The 23,772-nt window shown below is 40.8% G+C and carries 19 protein-coding genes; 9 read left to right on the forward strand and 10 right to left on the reverse strand.

Annotated elements, in window-relative coordinates:
• The first annotated feature begins 30 nt into the window (after positions 1–30).
• The 3 genes from D0907_RS12480 to D0907_RS12490 all read left to right on the forward strand — a co-directional run bounded on the left by D0907_RS12480 (position 31) and on the right by D0907_RS12490 (position 5,847).
• Positions 31–1,047, forward strand: a complete 1,017-nt coding sequence (locus tag D0907_RS12480) for an aspartate carbamoyltransferase (RefSeq protein WP_036966441.1) — start codon at positions 31–33, stop codon at positions 1,045–1,047.
• 72 nt (positions 1,048–1,119) lie between these two features.
• The gene (gene hemL / locus D0907_RS12485) at positions 1,120–2,400 is read left to right on the forward strand and encodes a glutamate-1-semialdehyde 2,1-aminomutase (RefSeq protein WP_036966438.1); all 1,281 of its coding nucleotides are present in this window, start codon (positions 1,120–1,122) and stop codon (positions 2,398–2,400) included.
• A 519-nt stretch (positions 2,401–2,919) separates the two neighbouring features.
• The gene (locus D0907_RS12490) at positions 2,920–5,847 is read left to right on the forward strand and encodes a TonB-dependent receptor (protein ID WP_118844577.1); all 2,928 of its coding nucleotides are present in this window, start codon (positions 2,920–2,922) and stop codon (positions 5,845–5,847) included.
• 422 nt (positions 5,848–6,269) lie between these two features.
• On the opposite strand, the gene mrcB is transcribed toward D0907_RS12490, so the two are convergent.
• From mrcB to D0907_RS12515, 5 genes are all read right to left on the reverse strand, one after another.
• Complete coding sequence (gene mrcB, locus D0907_RS12495; RefSeq protein ID WP_118844578.1) at positions 6,270–8,594, reverse strand: penicillin-binding protein 1B; 2,325 nt, start codon at positions 8,592–8,594, stop codon at positions 6,270–6,272.
• 94 nt (positions 8,595–8,688) lie between these two features.
• Complete coding sequence (locus D0907_RS12500) at positions 8,689–8,850, reverse strand: YqaE/Pmp3 family membrane protein (protein WP_074989046.1); 162 nt, start codon at positions 8,848–8,850, stop codon at positions 8,689–8,691.
• A 165-nt stretch (positions 8,851–9,015) separates the two neighbouring features.
• Positions 9,016–10,245 (reverse strand): ammonium transporter, encoded by a 1,230-nt coding sequence (locus D0907_RS12505; protein ID WP_036966432.1) that lies wholly within the window; start codon positions 10,243–10,245, stop codon positions 9,016–9,018.
• A gap of 9 nt (positions 10,246–10,254) precedes the next feature.
• Positions 10,255–10,593: a P-II family nitrogen regulator gene (locus D0907_RS12510; protein WP_036966429.1), complete on the reverse strand. Its 339-nt coding sequence runs from the start codon at positions 10,591–10,593 to the stop codon at positions 10,255–10,257.
• A gap of 172 nt (positions 10,594–10,765) precedes the next feature.
• A complete protein-coding gene (locus tag D0907_RS12515; RefSeq protein ID WP_118844579.1) occupies positions 10,766–12,004 on the reverse strand; it encodes a diguanylate cyclase domain-containing protein in 1,239 nt (412 codons plus the stop codon).
• A gap of 243 nt (positions 12,005–12,247) precedes the next feature.
• Here D0907_RS12515 and D0907_RS12520 point away from each other — a divergent pair, with 243 nt between their 5' ends.
• The 5 genes from D0907_RS12520 (at position 12,248) to serA (ending at position 17,009) form a co-directional block, all read left to right on the forward strand.
• The gene (locus tag D0907_RS12520; protein ID WP_118844580.1) at positions 12,248–13,765 is read left to right on the forward strand and encodes a S10 family peptidase; all 1,518 of its coding nucleotides are present in this window, start codon (positions 12,248–12,250) and stop codon (positions 13,763–13,765) included.
• Between the two features lie 117 nt (positions 13,766–13,882).
• A complete protein-coding gene (locus D0907_RS12525; RefSeq protein WP_036966421.1) occupies positions 13,883–14,434 on the forward strand; it encodes a hypothetical protein in 552 nt (183 codons plus the stop codon).
• Between the two features lie 13 nt (positions 14,435–14,447).
• Positions 14,448–15,044 carry a 5-formyltetrahydrofolate cyclo-ligase gene (locus tag D0907_RS12530; protein ID WP_065978660.1) on the forward strand — a complete coding sequence of 199 codons (597 nt, stop codon included), beginning with the start codon at positions 14,448–14,450 and terminating at the stop codon, positions 15,042–15,044.
• 67 nt (positions 15,045–15,111) lie between these two features.
• Positions 15,112–15,765, forward strand: a complete 654-nt coding sequence (rpiA, locus tag D0907_RS12535; RefSeq protein ID WP_065978661.1) for a ribose-5-phosphate isomerase RpiA — start codon at positions 15,112–15,114, stop codon at positions 15,763–15,765.
• 14 nt (positions 15,766–15,779) lie between these two features.
• Positions 15,780–17,009, forward strand: a complete 1,230-nt coding sequence (serA, locus tag D0907_RS12540) for a phosphoglycerate dehydrogenase (RefSeq protein WP_065978662.1) — start codon at positions 15,780–15,782, stop codon at positions 17,007–17,009.
• A 457-nt stretch (positions 17,010–17,466) separates the two neighbouring features.
• Here the strand turns inward: serA and D0907_RS12545 are convergent, their stop codons facing one another.
• The 5 genes from D0907_RS12545 to yaaA all read right to left on the reverse strand — a co-directional run bounded on the left by D0907_RS12545 (position 17,467) and on the right by yaaA (position 22,411).
• Positions 17,467–18,597, reverse strand: coding sequence for an alpha/beta hydrolase (locus D0907_RS12545; protein ID WP_118844581.1), 1,131 nt, complete (start codon positions 18,595–18,597; stop codon positions 17,467–17,469).
• A 787-nt stretch (positions 18,598–19,384) separates the two neighbouring features.
• Complete coding sequence (locus D0907_RS21055) at positions 19,385–19,555, reverse strand: hypothetical protein (RefSeq protein ID WP_162898053.1); 171 nt, start codon at positions 19,553–19,555, stop codon at positions 19,385–19,387.
• A 77-nt stretch (positions 19,556–19,632) separates the two neighbouring features.
• On the reverse strand, positions 19,633–20,031 hold the full coding sequence (locus D0907_RS12550) for a hypothetical protein (RefSeq protein ID WP_118844582.1): 399 nt from the start codon (positions 20,029–20,031) through the stop codon (positions 19,633–19,635).
• Between the two features lie 529 nt (positions 20,032–20,560).
• A complete protein-coding gene (locus D0907_RS12555; RefSeq protein ID WP_065978665.1) occupies positions 20,561–21,496 on the reverse strand; it encodes a mechanosensitive ion channel family protein in 936 nt (311 codons plus the stop codon).
• A 135-nt stretch (positions 21,497–21,631) separates the two neighbouring features.
• Entirely contained in the window at positions 21,632–22,411 is a 780-nt protein-coding gene (yaaA, locus tag D0907_RS12560; protein ID WP_036966396.1) for a peroxide stress protein YaaA, read from the reverse strand.
• Positions 22,412–22,632: 221 nt separating this feature from the next.
• Here yaaA and tal point away from each other — a divergent pair, with 221 nt between their 5' ends.
• On the forward strand, positions 22,633–23,583 hold the full coding sequence (tal, locus tag D0907_RS12565; RefSeq protein WP_036966394.1) for a transaldolase: 951 nt from the start codon (positions 22,633–22,635) through the stop codon (positions 23,581–23,583).
• The last annotated feature ends 189 nt before the right edge of the window (positions 23,584–23,772 follow it).

Below are 23,772 nucleotides of genomic sequence, written 5' to 3' on the forward strand. Positions count from 1 at the left end.
CCTTTATAAATGTGATTAGGAACAAGCCCCATGTTAAGTTTCCAAGGTGAAAATATCCTGTCGGTCAATCAACTTGATCGCGATTGTATTGAACGTATTTTTGCAGTTGCTAAGAAAATGGAGCCCTATGCTAAAAAGCAAAAGCGCACCAATGTGTTAGAAGGCGCTATATTAGCTAATTTATTCTTCGAGCCAAGCACGCGAACACGTGTCAGCTTTGGCACCGCCTTTAATCTACTCGGTGGTTTAGTGCGTGAAACTACGGGCATGCAAAGCTCAGCGTTAGCCAAAGGTGAATCACTGTACGACACAGCACGTGTTATTTCAGCTTATGCTGATGCCGTTGCAATGCGTCACCCAGATGCAGGCTCGGTAGCCGAGTTTGCAACAGGCTGTGATGTACCTGTCATTAACGGCGGTGACGGTCCTAATGAACACCCCACTCAAGCACTACTCGATTTATTAACTATCGAACGTGAACTGGGGCGTTTTAATCAACCAATAGACGGTATGCACATTGCCCTTGTTGGTGATTTAAAATATGGCCGTACTGTTCACTCGTTATCTAAATTACTGTGCCACTATAAAGACATTAAATTTTCAATGGTCGCGCCTGACGGCTTACAAATGCCAGACTATGTTTTAGATGCTGTTGATAATGCGGGTCATAAAATTCAACTGGTTGACAAAATGGAAGGCAACCTTGCGGCAGATATTGTTTATCAAACCCGCATCCAAGAAGAACGCTTTCCTTCGCAAGAAGAAGCAAACAAATACCGTGGTGGTTTCCGTATCAGCCAAGCAATTTACAACACACACTGTAAGCCAAATTCAGTACTGATGCACCCACTTCCACGTGACAGCCGTTTAGAAGCAAACGAGCTTGATAACGATTTAAACAGCAACGATAACCTTGCAATTTTCCGCCAAGTTCAAAACGGCGTATTAATTCGCATGGCCTTGTTTGCTCTGACCTTAGATGTTGCTGACAAAGTTGAGCAATATGAAGTCAACGTACCGTGGTTTAGCCGTAAACGTAACAGCTAATAATCTACGTTTAGGGCTCGCTTGAGCCCTTGCAAACCTCTCATTTAACGTGACAACCAAATAGGACTATTCATGACAATTAGCCAAGATCTTTTTAATCGCGCGCAAGAATCAATCCCAGGCGGTGTTAACTCACCCGTTCGTGCATTTAATGGCGTAGGCGGCACCCCTCTTTTTATCACCAAAGCCGAAGGTCCGTTTACGTTCGACGCCGATGGTAACCGCTACATTGACTATGTCGGTTCTTGGGGCCCAATGATCATGGGGCATAATCACCCAGCGATTAAACAGGCAGTACTCGACGCAGTTGAAAATGGCTTAAGCTATGGTGCCCCCACTGAAGCCGAAATTTTAATGGCCGAAAAAGTAAAAGAGCTTGTTCCATCAATCGAAAAAGTACGTATGGTGAGCTCAGGCACTGAAGCAACAATGAGTGCGATTCGCCTTGCTCGTGGCTTCACTGGCCGTGACAAAATATTAAAGTTTGAAGGCTGTTACCACGGTCACGCTGATTCACTGCTTGTTAAAGCAGGTTCAGGTGCACTGACTATGGGCGTGCCTAACTCACCGGGCATTCCAGAAGATTTTGCTAAACACACATTAACGGTGTCGTTTAATAACTTAGACGAAGTAAAAGCCATTTTTGCCAAATACGCCGACGAGATTGCCTGTATCATCGTTGAACCAGTTGCTGGCAACATGAACTGTATCCCACCAGTACCAGGCTTTTTAGAAGGTCTACGTGAGGTGTGTGATGAGTACAAGTCAGTGCTTATTTTTGATGAAGTGATGACAGGTTTCCGTGTTGCTTTAGGGGGCGCACAAGCATATTACAACATCAAACCAGACCTTACTTGCCTTGGTAAAGTTATTGGTGGCGGTATGCCAGTGGGTGCTTTTGGCGGTAAAAAAGAAATCATGGATTATATCGCGCCCGTTGGTCCAGTTTACCAAGCAGGTACTTTATCAGGTAACCCAATAGCCATGGCTGCCGGCTTAAAATCGCTTGAGCTATTAAGTGTTGATGGTTTACATGATGAACTTGAAGCTAAGAGCAAAGCGTTATGTGACGGCTTTGAAGCAGCAGCGAAAAAAGCAGGCATTCCCCTAACAACCAATTATGCTGGCGGCATGTATGGTTTCTTCTTTACTGATAAAGAGAAAGTAACCAGCTACCAACAAGCAACAGAGTGTGATTTAGAGCGCTTTAAAAAGTTCTTCCACTTAATGCTTGATGAAGGCGTATACCTAGCACCTTCTGCATTTGAGGCAGGCTTTGTATGTGCAGAGCATTCTGAAAAAGAAATTGCAGACACCATTGCAGCAGCAGAGCGAGCTTTCGCTAAATTATAATATCTGAACAGACCACCTTATTTAAGGTGGTCTTAATCCTAATAGTAACTTCATCTCTTTTGTCACATCATGATCCGCTTAATAATCAGATAAGTAATACAAAAAAATCAGATAAAAACACATTATAAATTACAAATAAAACATATTTTATACATAAAAACCTTCTTCTTCCCGATTGTTACCTTTATAAAAGAATCTACTCGCAAACTTGAACCTAAAACCTTACTTTAAAATAACTTAAAGTATAATTAAGAAAAAATTAAAGCAATTACATATAGTTACACATGTTTATTTTATGTATAAATAAACATCATAAATAAAAATTAGATCGTTCCAAGGCGTTTTTTTGTTGATTTATCGTATTTATAATATAAAAGATTGATCTGTATGTTCCCGCCATGTTACCAATTTGTTTCACCCTTTTATTTAAAGTGAAAAACACAAATAAACAAATACAAGGCGTGAAAGTTATTAACAAATAACAACAATTTACAATTAAATTTTCACAGGGAAATCTCAATGAAAAACAACTTTTCAAAAACATTTAAGCGTTCGTTCACGGCTGCAGCCGTTGCGATGACCTTAAGTGCAGCTATGCCTGCTATGGCTGATAATGTTAATGGGGCAATAAAAGGTAATATTACAACTCAATCAGGTGTTTCTTTAGCTGGCGCAACAATTACTATTAGTGATAAAAGCAAAGGTTATGAAAAAACACTTACTGCAGATGCAAATGGCCAGTTTAACCTTAACCAAGTACCTGTTGGTAAATATGATGTAGTGGTGTCACAAGCTGGGTTTGAAAAAGCACAGATAAATGATGTAATCATCGGTGTAGGTAAAACAGCCCTTCTCGAAATTCCATTAGTCGAAGGTAATATTGAGCGTATCGCCGTTGTAGGTGGTGCAGTTCGTGCCGTTGATGTTTCTGTTACTGAATCATCATTAAACATTAGCTCAGAAGAACTTGAATTATTACCAGTTGCTCGCTCATTAACATCGGTTGCTTTACTAGCGCCAGGTGCAACTGAAGGTGATAGTCGCTTTGGTGATCAAGCATCATTTGGTGGCTCATCTGTCGCCGAAAATGCTTATTACGTAAATGGCTTGAACATGACTAACTTTCGTAATGGCTTAGGCGGTGCAACCATCCCATTCTCAGCGTACGATAGTTTTCAGATAAAAACTGGCGGCTATTCTTCTGAATTTGGTCGAACAACGGGTGGCTTAATCTCTGCAGTTACAAAATCAGGTACTAATGACTTTCACTTTGGTGTTGAATCAATTTATTCGCCTGATTCATTAAGAGAACAAGCACCAAATTCGGTTTACTTACAAAATGAGCGTTGTGAGGATGCTGATGGCCACTGTATCGGTGACTTATTTGTTAACAACCAAGATGACTATGCAAACTCATTTGAAACAAATATTTATGCATCAGGTGCCTTGATTGAAGATACACTTTTCTTCTATGGTATTTATACATTCCGTGATAATGAAACAGAGTACGGTAACGCTTCTCAAACCTCTCTAACAAAAGAGAAAGATGATGACCCTTATTATCTAGCGCGTATTGACTGGAACATTAATGAGGATCATCAATTAATGCTCTGGGGATTTAGTGATGAACGCACATACTCAGAAAGCACAATCGAAGATCCTAATGGCACTGGTAACTACACTTTAGACGGCGGTACAGCTTATCACAAGCGCGGTGGTGAAAGTTTTGCAGTACGCTATACAGGTAACTTGACTGATGACTTAAGCATGTCTGCAATGTACGGTGAAGTTAAATTTTCAGAAACTGATTATTCAGATTTTGACGACTGCCCTACTGGCTATGATGCAGACTTAGGTGTTGATACTACTTGTTATGTAAACTTCACTGTTGGTGCTAACGAAGATAAGCGCGAGCAATTGCGCGTCGACTTTGATTGGTACTTAAATGATGAGCATACGCTAAGATTTGGTTATGACTCAGAAACCAATTCATCGAATGCAACGACAATCAACTCAGGCGGTATTTACTACTACTACAGAACATACGAAGAAGGTGCTCGTCTCCCAAATGGTTATGTTCTTACTGAGGATATGAAGACAACCCGCGTACGTAATTATAGTAATGGCGGTGAATTTGAAGTTGAAAACTGGGCTATTTATCTTGAAGATCAATGGGCCGTTACTGAAAACTTAACGCTTACCTTAGGGCTTCGTAATGACAGCTTCACAAACTATAATGCTGATGGTGACGAGTTTGTTTCTATTGATAACCAAATTGCACCAAGATTAGGTGCATCTTGGGATATCAACGGTGATGGTGACAGTAAGTTATTTATTACTGCTGGACGTTATTATTTACCTGTTGCAGCAAACACGAACATTCGTTTAGCTGGCGCAGAAACCTATATTCAAACTTGGTATGAATATGAAGGTTTAAATGCTGACGGTACTCCAGTTGGTCTAAGTAACCAGTTAGGTGAACCTGCGATTTCAAACGGGGGTGACGGTACTGCAAAACCATCAAATACCTTAGCAGATAAAGATCTTGAGCCAATGTACAATGATGAAATTATTGTAGGTTATCAAGCGGCTATAAATGATGACTGGTCTTGGAGCATCAAAGGGACATACCGCACACTTGGCAATCAAATTGATGATGGCTCATATATCTTCACTGATGAAGATGGTGAAAAACTTGGTGAAAATTGGTTCTTATTTAACCCAGGAAATGGTGCAACATTTAACTTTGACCTAGATGGTGATGGAGTAACTGAAGAATACAGTTTCACCGCCGAAGAGCTAGGTTATCCTGAAGCTAAACGTCGATACGCTGCCGTTGACCTATCTATTGAGAAAAGCTGGGACAGTGTTTGGTCTTTAAAAGCACTATACACTTGGTCACATAACTACGGTAACACTGAAGGTTTTGTTAAATCTGATAATGGTCAAGATGATGCTGGTTTAACACAAGATTGGGATTACCCTTACCTTATGGATGGTGCTAACGGTAACTTACCTGCAGACCGTCGTCACAATATTAAAGTTTACGGTGCATTCGCAGTTACTGAAGACTTCTTAGTAGGCGCAAACTTAAATGTTACTTCCGGTCGCCCTTGGACAGCATTAGGTGCGGGCTATACACCAAACCCAGACTTATATGATTATGGCGATACCTATTATGTAGGTGATAAACGCTACCCTCGCGGTAGCATGGGAACAACTCCCTGGACAGCTCGATTAGATCTTAACTTTACGTACAACTTGCATTTCAATGACCAAAAAGTGCGCTTCGCATTAGATATTTTCAATGTATTTGATGCAGCTACAGCAACTCGTTACGACGAAGTCGCTGAAATAGCGGCTGGTGATGACAGTGCAACATTCGGTCTACCGCAAAGTTATCAATCTCCTCGTCGAGTCCAAATATCTGCTTCTTACGACTTTTAACCTCAGTTAATTGAACAAGATAAGTAGATAACCTAAAAGCCTCTCAATGAGGCTTTTATTTCATTTTTAATGTTTTAAGTGACTCTGTATTCAATAAAAATATGATTTTCCCTGTCTATTATGAGTATGAATTAACTACTCTATATAGTTTTAAGCTAGTACTTTTACAAAGAGGCTGGTGATAAGCGTATCTAAGTTTAACTATTTAACTCTATTAAACTTTTCTCTATTTCAAATTACTCGTCTTTAAAAACTAATTTAGGTAAAACAGCATTCATACGAAACTCTTAAAACTCTGCAAGTACTCTTTAAAATGCTGTATACCAATTTGCTTAATTAAAAGAGCTATTTTAAGCCAAGTTCCAGTAATTAGTTACTCTTGGCAGTTGCTCTGCATCCATTTTGCCACCAATGAAAAACTTTTAACGCTGGCAGTTCGGCCGTGGTTCAAATTCACTAGCGCGAATTGGTAACTGCACTACTTTGCCGCAGCCTGGCGGTGCTTGTAGTCCGGTTTCTTCATTAATGAATGCCCAGCGAACTGATGCTGGACGCGTGTCAGCTATCGCTTCAGGATTGAGCGGTTTAAGATAACGAATATAGGCTTCAAGTGCGCCAACACTGCCCGTTAACCCCGTGTTCTTGTTATCATCGCGACCAATCCATGCCACCGTCACTGTATTTTGATCGAAGCCTGCAAACCAGCTATCACGTAAATCGTTACTTGTACCCGTTTTACCAGCCAGTTGAATAGATGGAAAGTGGGCATTCAAACGTTTAGCAGTGCCATCTTTTGTTACCCGCTTCATGGCATATTTTGTCATGTATACAGAGGCATCATCAAAACGCTTCTGCGATTCAACATCATGTTTATAAAGTACTTTACCAACCGAGTCTGTTAACGCTGAGATAGACGTAAGCTCACGATATTGCCCATCTGCCGCAAGCGTTGTGTAAAGCTGAGCCACTTCAAAACTTGAAAGCTCTAACGCCCCTAATAACAGTGACGGGTATTGTTCGATACGTTCATCAACGCCTAAGCGCTTCAGTGTATCAGCCACTTTATCAACACCTACATCTAACCCCGTATTGACCGCTGGGATATTTACACTGTTACTAAACGCTTTATAGAGTGGCATTGGGCCTCGGAATTGCTTATCGAAGTTTTCAGGCTGCCACACTTTCCCTTGTTCATTTGTTACTTGTAGTGGTGAATCATCCACTAAGGTTGCTACATTAAATTTTCCGCTTTCAAAGGCCGTTAAATAAACGGCGGGTTTCACTAACGAGCCAATATTACGTTTTGTATCAAGTACACGGTTAAAGCCAAAGTAACGCACATCTCGGCCTGCTACGAGTGCCGATACTCCCCCCTTCTCAACATTTACAGAGATCATGGCAGCTTCAAGTTCTTCTGTTTTAGGGCGTTTTTCTAAGTAGGGTAGACTTGCTTCTATCGACTCTTCCATCGCCGTTTGTTTTTGAAGGTCAAAATAGGTAAAAACTCGCACACCCGCATCTAATACCTGTTGATCGGGCAGTAATCGTTTTAGTTCACGATTAACCAGTTCTAAATAACCTGGATACGACTTTTGCAGGCTGTCTTTCATAGGTGCAATGTCGATTGGACGCTTTAAAGCGGCGCGATATTCACGCGTATCAATGAGTTTGTTCTCCACCATTAAGCGCAATACTAAATCTCGTCTTTCCATGGCGCGTTCACTGTAACGACGAGGGTTGTAATACGATGGGCCTTTTACCATGGCAACAAGTAACGCTATTTGGTCGTACTCAAGTTCATCGACAGGCTTTGAAAAATAAAAATCAGCGGCAAGCCCCATACCGTGAACACCTTGGTTATAAGACTGACCTAAGTAGACTTCGTTTAAATACGCTTCGAGAATTTCATCTTTGCTGTAACGGTAATCTAAAATCAGTGCTATTAATGCTTCATTAAATTTACGCACTAATGAACGCTCACGCGTTAAATATATATTTTTTGCTAATTGCTGAGTCAGCGTACTGCCACCCTGCACGGTTCTACCCGCTTTAATATTACTGTATAAAGCGCGCATTATTGACCAAACAGACACACCGTGATGTTGATAAAAATTACGATCTTCGACCACCAGCAGCGTGTCTTTTAACATCGCTGGAAACTTATCTAGCGGGACAAATTCACGGTCTTGTTTTGAGTCGTTACCAATGCGCGCAATTTGCACCGGCTCTAGGCGTGCGGTGTTTAAACGACGACCGAATTTATCTTTAATGGTTGCTAACTTTTGCCCAGAAAAACGCAGCTCAATAACATGAGCCTCTTCAAGGCCATCGTAAAACTCAAATTCACGGCGATATACTTTAATGGTGTTAGCAGATTTTACATACTGACCTGTACGACTTAGTTTATTTACTGACGAATAATTTAAACGATTTAACTCCCAAACAACCTCTTGTTGAGACAAGAACTGTCCTGGGTAAAAGCTCATTGCGCGCGCATAGACTTGGGCGGGAAGTTGCCATTTGTTGCCTTCAAACTGACGGGTAATTTTGGCATCTAAATAAATAAGATAAAGCACCATGGTAATGACCACAGCCAACGAAAGCTTCCAAAAAATTGACCACATTTTTCGAAGCACGCGTACTTTAGTTGTCGGTTGAGATGCGTTTGAACGCTTTGCAGTTGAACGTTTCGTTGCCGTCGTTTTTTTACATGACGACTTTTTTGCAGGAGTTTTTTTATCAGCCATTGAGTTCGCTATTGGTCAGTTAATTTTACAGGGTTATATTTTGCATAACAGCGCAATACTAACACCTGCAAAATTAACAGTCACTTAAACTCGGTTAGCGTGTACACAACCAAAGTGAGTGAATGACAGCGGGGATGAAAAAGATAAAACACAAAATAATATTGATGATTAAATCTTTACCTACGCCCGCTTTCAGAAATACCGCAACAGGCGGTAAAAATAACGATAAAATGATTAGTAACAGTTTGTTATCCATGTTTTTCCCTTTTTAGTTAAGTGTTATCAGCATAGTCAATAAAACCACCTCTCGCCTATAAGAAAACACTTATTTTTAACGCAAAAAAGCTCTACCAATAGTAGAGCTTTGATTTGAACACACAATGATATTATTTAGCGTGTGCACTGGGCACACGCATTAAAATTAGTTACTGCGAACTGATACAAACTCAGGGTAAGCATCAATACCACAGTCATGTTGATCCATACCGCTTAGTTCTTCTTCTTCGGTAACACGGATACCCATGGTATTTTTCAGAATTGCCCATACGATTGATGACGTAATGAACACAAAACCTAAGATACACACTAAACCAATTAACTGATTAACAAAGGTTGCATCTGAGTTTGATAAAGGCACTAACATGATACCTAATGCACCACACACACCATGAACCGAGATAGCGCCAACTGGGTCATCAATTTTCGCTTTATCAAGTGCAACAATGCTAAACACCACAAGTGAGCCACCTAATAAACCAAGTAAACATGCTAGCAATGGAGAAGGTGACGCTGGCTCAGCTGTAATCGTTACAAGACCTGCTAATGCACCATTTAGCACCATTGTTAAATCGGCTTTACCCCATAACACTTTACAGACAACCAATGCGGCAATTGCACCACAGGCAGCGGCAGCATTTGTATTAAGGAAAATTTTACCTACAGCGGTGGCGTTTTCAGCATCAGAGATCAGCAGTTGTGAACCACCGTTAAAACCAAACCAACCCATCCACAGAATTAATGTACCCAGTGTTGCCAGTGGTAGGTTTGAGCCTGGAATTGGGTAAATTTCACCGTTTTTACCGTATTTACCTTTACGAGCGCCTAAGAAAAGAACCCCTGCTAATGCAGCTGCAGCGCCTGCACCATGTACAATGGCCGAACCTGCGAAATCAACAAAGCCCATTTCTGATAAGAACCCGGCACCCCATGTCCAATAACCTTCGATTGGGTAGATAAAACCAGTTAAAATAACCGCGAAGATTAAGAATGCCCATAGCTTCATACGCTCAGCTACGGCACCCGATACAATAGACATCGCCGTTGCAACAAATACCACTTGGAAGAAAAAATCAGACTCTAAAGAGTGATTAGCATCTGACGCTTGCGTGCCAATTAAAGCACCAAACGAAGGAACAAAACCCCCTTCTGCGTTATCAACATACATAATGTTGTAACCCACCAGTAAGAACATAGTGCAAGCAATAGAGAACAGTGCAACGTTTTTAGTTAGTATTTCTGTTGTATTTTTAGCACGAACTAAACCTGCTTCTAGCATGGCAAAACCAGCTGCCATCCACATGACTAATACACCCGACATTAAAAAGTAAAATGTGTCGAGCGAGAACTTCAACTCTACTATCGTGTTTTCCATAAATCCCCCTTAAATTGCTTCTTCGTCTAGTTCGCCCGTTCGGATACGAACAATTTGGTCTAGGTCGTAAACGAAAATTTTGCCGTCACCGATTTTGCCTGTTGAAGCAATTTTTGTGATGGTATCAACGACGCGTTGACAATTTTCGCTACGCGTTGCAATTTCAAGTTTGATCTTTGGAATAAAATCGACTTGGTATTCAGCTCCACGATATAGTTCAGTATGACCACGTTGACGGCCAAAGCCTTTAACGTCGACAACTGTCATCCCCTCAATGCCTAAATCAGCCAACGCTTCACGTACATCATCAAGTTTGAATGGCTTTATTATTGCACTAATCATTTTCATAGTGGCCCCCTTCGGACGCTTATTGTTATCCTGTTGGTTTATGTAATCCAACCTTTGTGCCACTATTTTTTATTAATTAATTTCAATAAGTTAAGAGATAACCACGACGTTCAAACAAAAAAAATGCACCCTCATGGTGCATTTTTTTAACAATTTACCAGCACTGGTGCACTTAATTGGACTGTAAGCTAACCACGCAATTACGTCGTTGCTGTTTTGCCTGATATAACGCTTTATCTGCTAAGCGCATAGCACCAGTCAGTGATACTTTAGAAAATGGCGTAATCCCTATACTCATGGTTAATGAATAAGGCTCGCCATTGATAGAAAACGCGTGCTCGGCCAGTTGCTCTCTAAAGGTATTCAACCTCAGCTCTGCTTTTTCAAGCCCCATATTGTCCAGCACAACCGCAAATTCTTCGCCGCCAATACGTGCAATCGTAAAGTCATCAAATTTTGTTTTTAAGAATGAAGTGACCTGTTTTAATGCTTGGTCGCCCGCCTCATGACCAAACTGATCATTAATATTTTTGAAAAAGTCGATGTCTAATAAGGCAAGCACATTGTCTTGCTCAACATGTTTCAGTACTTTTTCTGCATATTGATAAAAATAACGACGATTATACAAACCCGTTAAGTGATCTCGGTATGCGCTTTCTTTTATGTCGGCAATTAAAGCGAGCTGCTCCATAGTTTGCATAACACGGCAATGGAACTCTTCGTTCATAAAAGGTTTTGTTAAGAAGTCATTTGCACCATATTTGATAAAGCGTGCAGATAAGCCGTGTTTGCCCGCCCCCGATAACCCAATAATGGCTAAATCATCACGGCCTCTAAAGTTACGTACCGCTTTAACAAGCTCAAAACCGTCCATTGTTGGCATGGCATAATCTGTGAGCAACAATTTAATTTCAGGATCGTCTTTGAGCATTTGCAATGCTTGTTCACCGTCGTGGGCATCACTCACTTCAAACAACTGTTTTTCGAGCATTTGTTTCATTAACGTGCGGCTAAGTACAGAGTCATCAGCAACCAACGCCTTACAACCATGATTACGCAGTAACTGCGCAACGAGTTTAATAGCGTAGTGATAAGAGTCTCTATTATCTTTCACAACGTAATCAACCACACCCAGCTCTAACATTTGTTGGCGAATGTATTCGTCAATCTTTGAGGTTAAAACCACTGTTGGGATATTTTTTGATAGTGTGTATTTAGCCACCTCACCATTCATCGCGTCGGGCAAGGTTAAATCGACCAGCGCCAAGGTATATTCATGCTTAGCAATTAAGGAAATGCCTTCTTTTAGAGACCACGCAAAGTCGACATCCACATCTAAATAGTGGGCAGCCAAGTGACGTAACACCTGCTGTACTACTTTACTGTCTTCAACCACTAACACTCTTTGCATCGCAACTTCTCTTTTATAAGCATGTATTACAAATCATAAAACTTGCTAAATATACGTTATTTTTCAATTTAGCTAAATATTTAACCAAACTATCTTTAATAAAAAAACGCGCTTTTTGGTATTTTCTCAGCCATTCTCATTATTTCTCTGTTTAACGACTAATATTGGTGACTAGTCTCAATAGTTTGTCATCGCGCGCGCTTTTCTTTTTAATGACCGCAATTCGAATAATAAGGAATCAACATGAAACTCGTTAGTTTTATTGGTTTGTCTGTGACCGCCCTAACATTGACCTTTAGTACGCCTAGTTTTGCTGAGAACGAACGTCGTATCGACGTAGACAGCAATGTCGTGACTGAACACAAAGCACGTATAAACGGTGAGCGCTTCTCTTACACTGCAACCACTGGGACCCAGCCTGTTTGGGATGAACAAGGAAATGCCGTCGCCACGTTACAATACACCTATTATCAGCGCGATAAAGTAGACGATCGTACAAAGCGCCCGCTGGTGTTTTCGTTTAACGGTGGACCGGGCTCTGCGTCAGTGTGGATGCACCTTGCTTATACTGGACCACGCGTATTAAAAATTGATGACGAAGGTTACCCTGTGCAACCTTATGGCGTTAAAGATAACCCATATTCAATTTTAGATGTTGCAGATATTGTTTACATCAATCCCGTGAATACAGGCTACTCTCGCGTATTAGAGAACGAAAAAGGCGAACTACCAAGTAAATCTGATCAACAAAAAATGTTCTTTGGTGTTAATGCCGACATAAAATACTTAGCGGAGTGGTTAAACACCTTTGTATCGCGCAATGAACGCTGGCGCTCACCCAAATTCTTAATTGGTGAAAGCTATGGTACAACCCGTGTTTCAGGCCTAGCTCACGAATTACAAAACCGTCAATGGATGTATATCAACGGCGTTATTTTAGTCTCACCAACTGAAATTGGTATTAAGCGCGAAGGCCCTGTAGAAGCCGCTAACCGCTTACCTTACTTTGCAGCAACTGCGTGGTATCACAAAGCTTTAAGTGCTGATTTACAAGCTAAAGACTTAGATGAGCTACTACCAGAAGTTGAAGACTTCACGGTAAATAAGTTCCTTCCAGCGATTGCTAAAGGGGGCTTTTTAGCGGCTGATGAAAAACGCACTATTATCAAGCAAGCAGCTAAATACGCTGGCTTATCAGAGAAATTTGTTGAGCAAAACAACCTTGATATTCCAACTGATTTTTTCTGGAAAGAGCTGCTACGTGACCGCGGTCAAACGGTGGGTCGTTTAGATTCACGCTACTTAGGTATCGATAAACGCGATGCGGGTGAATCACCAGACTACTGGGCAGAGCTCACGTCATGGTTACACTCATTCACACCCGCAATTAACTACTACCTACGTGAAGAGTTAAATTACAAAACCGATATCAAATACAACTTATTTGGTAATGTTCACCCTTGGGACCGCTCAGGTAATAACACTGGCGAAAACCTGCGTTTAGCAATGGCACAAAACCCGTACCTGAATGTCATGATCCAATCTGGTTACTATGATGGTGCAACAAACTACTTTGACGCTAAATACACAATGTGGCAGTTAGATCCAAGTGGTAAAATGAAAGATCGCTTAAGCTTTAAAGGCTACCGCAGTGGTCACATGATGTATTTACGTCATGCCGACCTTGAATCATCAAACAATGACTTACGTGAATTTATTTTGAAATCGCTGCCAGCAGAAGGCAAAGCCGCAAAATACTAATCACGCAAAGTAAATTCCAAAAAGAAAAAAGCCCGTTTTTACGGGCTTTTGTTTATCCATTGATCTATTTAGGTTTATACTTTCAGCCATACACTCTAGAGATTTGGAAATCACAGCATGGCAGAAAAATTTCGTGTGATGTTTGCCGGGCTTGAATCAGGCATAGATCAAACACAAGCGACTGAGCAACTTGCCGCAAAATTAAAAACCAGCACAGACAAAGTTGCAGGGCTTTTTGAGCACAAACCTTTGTTTGCTCCGAGCGATCAAGAAAAAGCACTTAAGCAAGCTAAACTACTGGCCAGTGTTGGCATAAAAGCTAAATTACAACCAGTTAGTCAGCAGCCAGCGAGTATTGGCCTTGACGCAAAGCAACGTGATGAGCGTATTTTTGATGCGCTTGACTACATAACCAGTAGTCTCATTCGCTTAGAAGAAAAGCTAGACGACCTTGAGCAACGGCTCCCTGAACTTGAAAACAGCAGTGAACTAAGCAGCACCGATAACTGGCAAGAAGAAGATTTGCTTGATGAAGAAGCATACTGCGAACCTGTTAAAAAGCGTTCAAACACCCTGCTCTATTCATTGATTGCCATGGTGGTTGTGTTGTTAATTGCGCTGGGTATTGTGGAACTGTTTCCTGACCTATTCTCATTTTTAGAAAGTTAATATACCTATTGACATGAGCAACATACGAGCAGAAATAAGACAATCTATTCGCAAAAAGCGTAATTCTCTTAGCAAAGAGCAACAAAAAAATGCAGCAATTGCGCTGAAAATGAATTTTACTCAACACCTAAAATCATTAAATACATCCCAAAACCCCCGTATAGGCATTTATTTTAGCAATGATGGAGAACTAGATACCTCATTGTTAATTAAAGAATTATGGCACAAAAAAGCGCCCCTTTTCTTGCCTATAATCCACCCGTTTAATGGCACTACTTTGTACTTTCAAAGGTATGAAGAAAATTCACCCATGACTGCAAATCGCTATGGTATCTTGGAGCCCAAGTTGAATTGCAGTCAAATATGTCCTTTAGACAAGCTTGATATTTTATTAATGCCACTCGTGGCATTTGATGATCAAGGTAACCGTTTAGGTATGGGCGGTGGGTTTTATGACAAAACATTAGCACGATACTACCAAGAGAACTGGCAAAAGCCGATATTAATCGGTCTGGCGCATCAATGTCAGCATGTGCCTTCTTTACCAATAGAATCTTGGGATGTTCCGCTAAAACACATCATCACCCCAGAGAAAATCTACCAATGGTAGCACTTCTCTCTGTATACTATGAACACTTGAATAAGTATCTCTCTGACAGCCAACTGAGCACATAATTATGACGCAAGATGAATTAAAAAAAGCCGCTGCCTGGGCAGCACTCGAATTTGTAAAAGAAAACACCATTGTTGGTGTTGGCACAGGTTCAACAGTAAATCATTTTATTGATGCACTAGACACGGTAAAAGACACCCTTGTGGGTGCTGTTTCAAGTTCAGAAGCTTCAACTGAAAAGTTAAAAGCACTTGGTATTGAAGTATTTGAGCTTAATGATGTGCAAAGCCTTGATGTTTATGTTGATGGCGCTGATGAAATCAACCCACACAACGAAATGATTAAAGGCGGTGGCGCAGCGCTAACACGCGAGAAAATAGTCTCTGCGGTAGCAAAACAATTTGTATGTATTGTTGATGAATCAAAAGAAGTTGAGACATTAGGGGCATTCCCACTGCCAGTTGAAGTAATCCCAATGGCTCGCAGCTACGTTGCTCGTGAACTCGTAAAACTTGGGGGTGATCCAGTGTACCGCCAAGGTGTAGTGACAGACAACGGCAACATCATTTTAGATGTGCATAACCTTGATATCAGCAATGCCAAAGAATTAGAGCTAACAATCAATCAGATTGTTGGGGTAGTCACAAACGGCTTGTTTGCCCATCGCGGTGCAGACAAAGTTATTATCGGCACCAAAAATGGGCCGCAAATCAAGTAAATAGGAATGAGGATATGAGTAAGGTATCGTTAGCAAAAGACAAAATTAAAATTCTCTTGCTGGAAGGCGTGCACCAAAGTGCTGTAGAAACGCTAAAGCGTAATGGTTACAGTAACATTGACTACGTGAAAACGTCCTTACCTGAAGACGAGCTCATTGAGCGCATTAAAGATGTGCACTTTGTTGGCCTTCGTTCTCGTACTCATATTAATCAAGCGGTATTAGAAGCAGCTGAAAAGCTTGTTGCAGTAGGCTGCTTCTGTATCGGTACAAACCAAGTTGATCTGCAAGCTGCACGTGAGCGTGGTATTGCTGTATTCAACGCACCATTCTCAAACACGCGCTCTGTTGCAGAGTTAGTGCTTGGTGAAATCTTATTACTTCTTCGTGGTATTCCACAGCGTAACGCCCTCGCTCATCGCGGTGGTTGGTTAAAATCAGCCAACGGTTCATTTGAAGCCCGTGGTAAAACGTTAGGTATTGTTGGTTACGGCCACATTGGTACACAACTCGGTATCATGGCTGAAAACATCGGTATGAACGTAGAGTTCTTTGATATCGAAGACAAACTATCGCTTGGTAATGCGACACAAGTACATAACCTTACCCAGTTATTGCAACGTGCCGATGTAATTAGCTTACACGTACCAGAAACGCCGCAAACTAAAAACCTAATTGGTATGGCTGAGCTTGAAGTCATGAAGCAAGGCGCGATTTTAATCAATGCATCACGCGGTACAGTGGTTGATATTGATGCGCTTGCAGAAGCACTGCGCGAGAAAAAGCTAAGCGGTGCTGCCATCGACGTATTCCCTGTTGAACCAAAATCGAATGACGAAGAATTTGTTTCACCTCTGCGTGGTTTTGATAACGTTATTTTGACCCCACACATTGGTGGCTCAACGCAAGAAGCACAAGAGAACATTGGTATTGAAGTTGCGGGTAAACTTGCTAAGTACTCAGATAATGGGTCAACAATTACAGCCGTGAACTTCCCTGAAGTATCACTGCCTGAACTCGCTAACCGCAGTCGCTTATTGCACGTACACCAAAATAGACCCGGCGTGTTAACGCAAATTAACCAAGCGTTTGCACAGCACGGTATCAATATCGCAGCACAGTACTTACAAACTGACGAAGCGATTGGTTACGTAGTAATTGATGTAGACACAGACCATTCAGAAGTCGCACTTAAAGAACTAAGTGCAGTTGAAGGTACAATCAGAGCACGTATCTTACACTAATCGCTCACACAGCGAATAAGCAAAAAGCGCAACCAGTTTGACTGATTGCGCTTTTTTGATGTTGAGCTTAAGCCACCCTCTCTCAGTTGATTTTGTGTGAAGATAAGAGCGGAGCGAAACCCAGCAAAGTAAGCCTCGCTGTAAGCCGTAAGTTTTAAGCGCCAAGTCAAAAATAGCTCAGCGTAGGCGTAAATTTATTTCGCGCGAGGCGGTTACTTATAAGTAACCAATACCAACCATTCTTGAGTAAACAGCAGATGGTAGTTCAAGCCAATTTTGGACAAAAACACGTTAGAGACTAAGGACAGCTTTGTGCCAATTGTTGATAACTAAGCAACGCCTAAATTTAGCGTGAGAATTCTCTCAGCGGGTTAAAGTCACAACCAGCGCTATTTGCTTTGCTGGCGATAAGATTTAATTGTGAGCTGTATTACTTTACAGGCTACTTAATGACCATCTATTTTTTGCTTAGCTTCAAGTCCATATTTTGCGCCTTGATCTCAGCGATATAAATTGAATTATTGGCGATAGCCAGTTCCAGCGCACGCTCAGATGCAATTAACGCATCAAGAAAATTCTTATTCAAATTGTAAGCTGTTGCTAAACTATCCCACAGTATCTCAGAATTAGGAAAAGTCTCAGTACCTTTTTCCAAAATTTCAACGCCCCACGCTGGCTTACCCTCATACGTAGCTTTGAGCCCATAAACATTATACTGATGTGCCGATAAAGGAAATGCATAACCGAACTCTTTAGCTTTATCCTCATAAAACTTTATCAGGTTCGACAGGGGCATGATATCAATCTCAGGTACCGCATTCCAATGATAAAAAATAGCTTGTAACCCTTTTGCCATTCCTACTATGGGAGTGGTATCGTGTGTTTCATTGGGGAACCTTGCATAATTATAATAAAGCCCTGATTTTGATTTTTTTTCCAATGCCAATAACATGCGATCAAAAGCTTCGGGCATTTCATTCGGTTCACTTGCCATACTTAGAAACCATCGAAAAGTTTTTTCTCCACTGGTTAAGTGCTTCTTTTCAAAGTCAGTAACTATTATAGCTTTATCCCACCAAAGACTTGGGCTAATCGATATCGCAGCATTAAATTTCGTATTACCTTTAACAGCTAGGTAACTGGTATATAGACCTGAAAGTGAGTGGCCTGCGATAACATAATAAGGCGCAACTCTATATTGCTTATTAAGTTTGTTTAATAACTCTTCTTGTAGGAAACGCGTGAGTAAGTCAGCTTTACCTGCTCGACCGACAAATGCTTCAGGCTCAGTATGAGTAAAAAATGCTAATCTATTTTTTAGACTTACACCTACAACAATCATTTCCGGTATTGCAGCATAAGTGCTATAAAAATGCGCGCTAGCTGCCGCGTGATTGAATTGAGTGGCGCCATCTAATACAACCAGAACAGGGTATGAAAAGTTATCAGAATGTCGGTAAGTATCAGGTAACGATACCTGAACGGTAACGGCTTTCCCTAGGAACTCAGAATTTAGACTCAAACGGTCATACTGCGCAAGAGCTTGAGTAGAATTAAAAAAAAATAAAAAGATTAATATAAATCTCATTGTATACCTTTAAACTTAACGGCTTATTCAACACCATTTAGGTGGCTTATAATGTTATTAGTTAAAATTAGGAGCCATCTCACCAAAGCAGGAATAAGGTTAACTTTTTCAGTTTCCCCTTCACGCCCTGAGGCATTCGCCTAAACACGTCTATGGACAAAAGCAAGTTAGAGTATTTAGTCAGTAAAGCCGCATTAAGGTGTGAGCAACGCTACCACGAAACTTAACCATACCACCTTAAACACAAAACCCAACGATGGAATGAAAAATGCCAAGCGCTGGGAATCACTCTTAAATGCTTTGTTAGCCCTAGCTTGACGTAGCCGCTAATATCATTGAACCGATACTAGCTATGCTACCCGCATGCGGAAGTAAGCTTGTGAGACCATTTAGCATCGAACCTAGAATGGTTTTGTTAGGATTTGCTTGCTTAGATTGAACCTCTATTACATCTACAACCTCAAGAGCTTCATTGATGACACTAGATTCAACATCTTATGACCGAATTTCATCTCTTAGTTGTGCGAATAGAGATTCAAGGTCGGTATTTGCCTGAACACTCATATTTGTTGAGTTGTCGACGGAATGATTATTAACACGAGCATGAGGACCACTCACGTTTTATGTAATATTCTGCACAGATCTACTATTAGTTTCAGGTTTCTTTGCACCCAACTTTTCTACATAAGCGGCGAAATGTGAAAAAGTGCCTTGAACTAAAACATCCTCTACATCTGTAACTTCCCTGCGATCTCTAGCTCCTGTCTGAACAATAATGTGTCCAATCTCAATGTTTTGAGGCTCTAGAAATTGGAACACTACCTGACCCGTCCCTTTTCGAGTTCTTTAAAGCACGTTCAGTAAGCAAAGGAGAACCGTCTAAAGTTTCATCGCTATATACACTGACATCACTACCACGACCTCTAATAAAATTACCAGCTACTTTTGCCAAATTCATTTAATTCTCCTTTAGGGCTAACGCTTTAAACAGCGGAAAACGCGAGCGTAGCGAGTAGGTTTCCGCTGTTTAACTTGTTAGTTTTCAACTGCCGCTACCAATTTACCGTCAATTGAAAGACTGCCATCGCGAATTAAGACATCTCCAAGCCACACTGAACCGTAAAATTTATTGTCCAAATACAGTTCTTTACTGTACCGACCAACAATTTCCAATTTATGCTGACTCGATTGTGTGCCAAATATTACGGTATGCCGTAAAGGTGAAGGTGACGTTTTGCCTACAGTCGAAATTGGCATAAGTTCCTCACTATAGGGTTCCATAATTTTGATGGTTAGCCCTGGGTGATTGACATTATATTCCACCCAATCACCAACTCGCTTACCTGTATCTGCGCCGGTAAATCCAATCAAGTTAGCACAACCTGATACAAAAAATACAACACCTAACATGCTCAATTTGAAAAACGTACTCATAAAATCCTCTAAAAAACTAACAATTTTATAGTGCGCTCGTCGCGCATCTTTGTGCCGATGTTACGCGCATGTATTAATGAATCTATTTTTAACAAATAACGTAATGCATTGCCAACTTTAATATTTTTATGACACTAAAGGTATTCAGAAAAAGAAATTACGCTCGTCGCTCATTTTCTTGAATATGGGAGCACAACAACAAAACAGTATATTAATACAGTTATTTATGTCATCACCAACATAAAAGTTAGTGGAATATCAGATTATGGAGTAGAGCCAATATCATTAGATGAATAAAAATGTACCTGATAGCTCATAGCCGCCCTTAGAGCATTTGCTATGCATTATTTTGGGGCAAAAACGGTTTACTTTGGTTAAGCGAACAAGAAAGCGGGAACAAAAAAATCCCCCTCAATAACGTAAATAAACCACACAGAACGACTAGATGTCCTTCACCCATAATAAAACCTAACAACCACCCGCTCACGTACACTTCCCTGTGTAAATCACGCCGGTGAGTCAGTAAATTTTACTTATCGGCTGGCTTTGCATCCGCGGCCTTATCTTGCTGTTTTTCGCTGATCATGGTGTTTAATTTTTCGCCGCCTTTAATACCAAAATCTAACGTGCGGATTGGGAATGGAATGGTCATATTAGCTTCGCTTAAGGCGTTTCTAACAGCCACAACAGCTTTGTGGCGTACAGTCATAAAGTCAGCTTCACCGGGGTACTTAATCCAAAACCACACCAGTAAATTAATGCTGCTATCGCCAAAGCTTTCGGCGTACACGGCGGTCTCTTCTTGCTTGATCACAAAATCAAATTCATTGATTTTTTTAACGATAACCTCTGCAGCTTGCTCTGGGTCATCGGCATACGAAATACCCACAGGCACCTCAATACGGCGAACGCCTAACGTACTGTAATTACTAAGTATGTTTCTAAATAAAATTTTATTCGGTACGAGAATTAGTTGTCCATAAAAATTCTCGATAAGGGTGTTTCTGAGGTTAATCGCGCGCACTGTACCAAATACACTTTCCGTTCGAATGACATCACCTGCTTTAAAGGGTTTACGAATACCCATGGCAATACCTGCGATTAAGTTTTCGGTCATATCCTGAAAAGCAAAACCGATAGCAAGACCAACAATACCAGCACCTGCGAGTAATGAAGTCACGGTGCCTCTGAGGCCTAAAAAATCGAGCGCAACAAACAGCCCTACACAAAGAATAACCACTTTTGCAATAGACGACATCAAATCAGCAATTTGCGTTGATTCCAAAGAGCGACGTAAGATTTTACGCAGCATTGAGCCACACACTCGCGCTAAAAGCGAAAATAAAATGGTTATTATGATTGCGACGATGAAGTTAGGAATATGACTTATAACAATATCAATCCAACCACCAAGCTTCTCTTCAATGAGCTTTTCAGCTTCACTAACGGATGGAATTTTTAGCATGTTTATACCTTGTTATCTTATATTAACTAACTCGGTAATTTGCAAAATGAACGCCATGTTTAATCAGACAAATAAAAACCATAAAAAAAGCCGTGCATCGCACGGCTTTTAACACACTAAAGTAGGCTCTTTTTTCTAGTGCTGTTCTTCTCGCAGAAAAACAGGTTCGAGCTCTTTCGCGGTTGCATCGCTACTGAAGTAATAACCCGCTACTGTGAAATCTTTTAAATCACTCAATTGAGTAATTTTATTCTCAATAATGTAACGCGCCATCATGCCGCGGGCTTTTTTCGCGTAAAAGCTGATCACTTTATACTGGCCGTTTTTACAATCTTTAAAATGAGGTGTTATAATTTGTGCATTCAAGGCTTTTTTATCAACTGCTTTAAAGTACTCATTTGAAGCAAGGTTTACTAAGTACTTACTGTCTTGCTCTGCCAAGACTGTATTGAGTTTTTCGGCTATCACACTCCCCCAAAACTCATACAAGTTTTTACCGCGTGGATTTTCAAGCTTAGTGCCCATTTCTAGGCGGTAAGCTTGCATTAAATCGAGCGGCTTAAGCACACCGTAAAGGCCAGATAAAATTCGTAAGTGAGACTGTGCATAATCTAAGTCAGAGTGTGTTAACGACTGTGCATCTAAACCACCATACACATCTCCATTAAATGCAAGGACGGCTTGTTTTGCGTTTTCTGTTGTAAACGGCTGTGACCACTGTGCGAATCGCGCTGCATTTAAACCGGCTAGTTTATCGCTGATTTTCATTAAACTGCCAATTTGAGCAGGGGTTAAATCACGGCAAACTGACATTAACTCTTCGCTGTGCTCGAGTAATTCAGGCTGAGTGAATTTGTCGGTCGTGGCTGGTGTTTCATAATCTAAATTTTTTGCAGGTGAAATAACTGTGATCATAGATAGCTATTGACTTGTAATTTGTTTGATGTCAATTTCAACATTAAATGAATCAAAATGCACGTTTTGTTTCGCCCCGCCTTAATTCGCTGCATTTTCACATCTAATGCCTTAGTTTTCTTAGTTAAGGACATTTGACCTATTAAACACTGTCATAGTGTTGCAGCATTAAGGTGGCTATAATGGATTTTCTTTTAACTTGCTTGGAATGAGGAAAGCAAATGACTTCAGCACTACAAAGGCTTAAACAGCATTCATCTATTGTTGCAGATACAGGTGATATTGAAGCTATCAAAAAGCACCAACCAGAAGATGCAACAACTAACCCATCTTTACTTTTAAAAGCCAGTGAAATTGAAGCGTATAAACCTTATCTAGACAAGGCATGGCAATACGCAAAAGAAACAGAGCAAGATGCAGCCAAGCAACTTGAACTTGCTTGCGATTATTTTGCCGTATTAATTGGTAAAGAAATCAGCGAAATTGTACCGGGTTATATCTCGACAGAAGTCGATGCGCGTTTATCTTTCGATACACAAGCGACGATTGATAAAGCACATACTTTACTTAGTCTTTACGAAAAAGAAGGGGTAAGCAAAGATAAAATTCTTATTAAAGTTGCATCAACGTGGGAAGGCATCAAAGCTGCCGAGCAATTAGAAAAAGAAGGCACTAAGTGTAACTTAACGCTGTTATTCTCAGAAGCACAAGCACGTGCCTGTGCCGACGCAAATGTATTTCTAATTTCACCGTTTGTTGGCCGTATTCTTGACTGGCATGTAGCGAATGGTATGGAAAAACCGACTGATCCAATGCAAGATCCTGGTGTACAGTCTGTTCGTAGTATTTATGAATTCTACAAACGCCATGACTATAAAACAGTCGTGATGGGTGCAAGCTTCCGTAACACGGGTGAAATCATCGCGCTTACTGGTTGTGATAAATTAACAATCAGCCCTGCATTACTTGAAGAGCTTGGTGAGCTTACAGACGCACAAGAGTACTTACTTGAAAGCGACTTTACCGTTGAACCAAAACCAGCACCACTGACTGAAAGTGAGTTCCGTTGGTTACATAATCAAGATGCCATGGCGACAGAAAAACTAGCTGAGGGCATTCGCTCTTTTGCCGAAGCGCAGCTTGAATTAGAAGCACGCTTTAAAGCAATGTAATCTGCAAAAATCATTGTAAATGAACGCCACCGCTCTCGGTGGCGTTTTTGTTTATATACCATACAAAATTTTGATCTATTCATCTAGCAATCACATTCCTGTAACAATATCGTCACTTTTTTATTCTATTTTTGTCTAGCCTGTGGTATAGGTATTTCCGAGGTTCAAAATAATCAATAGGAGAAGTTC

Origin of the sequence: Pseudoalteromonas lipolytica (genome assembly GCF_003515105.1) — a bacterium.
Lineage (GTDB): Bacteria > Pseudomonadota > Gammaproteobacteria > Enterobacterales > Alteromonadaceae > Pseudoalteromonas > Pseudoalteromonas lipolytica.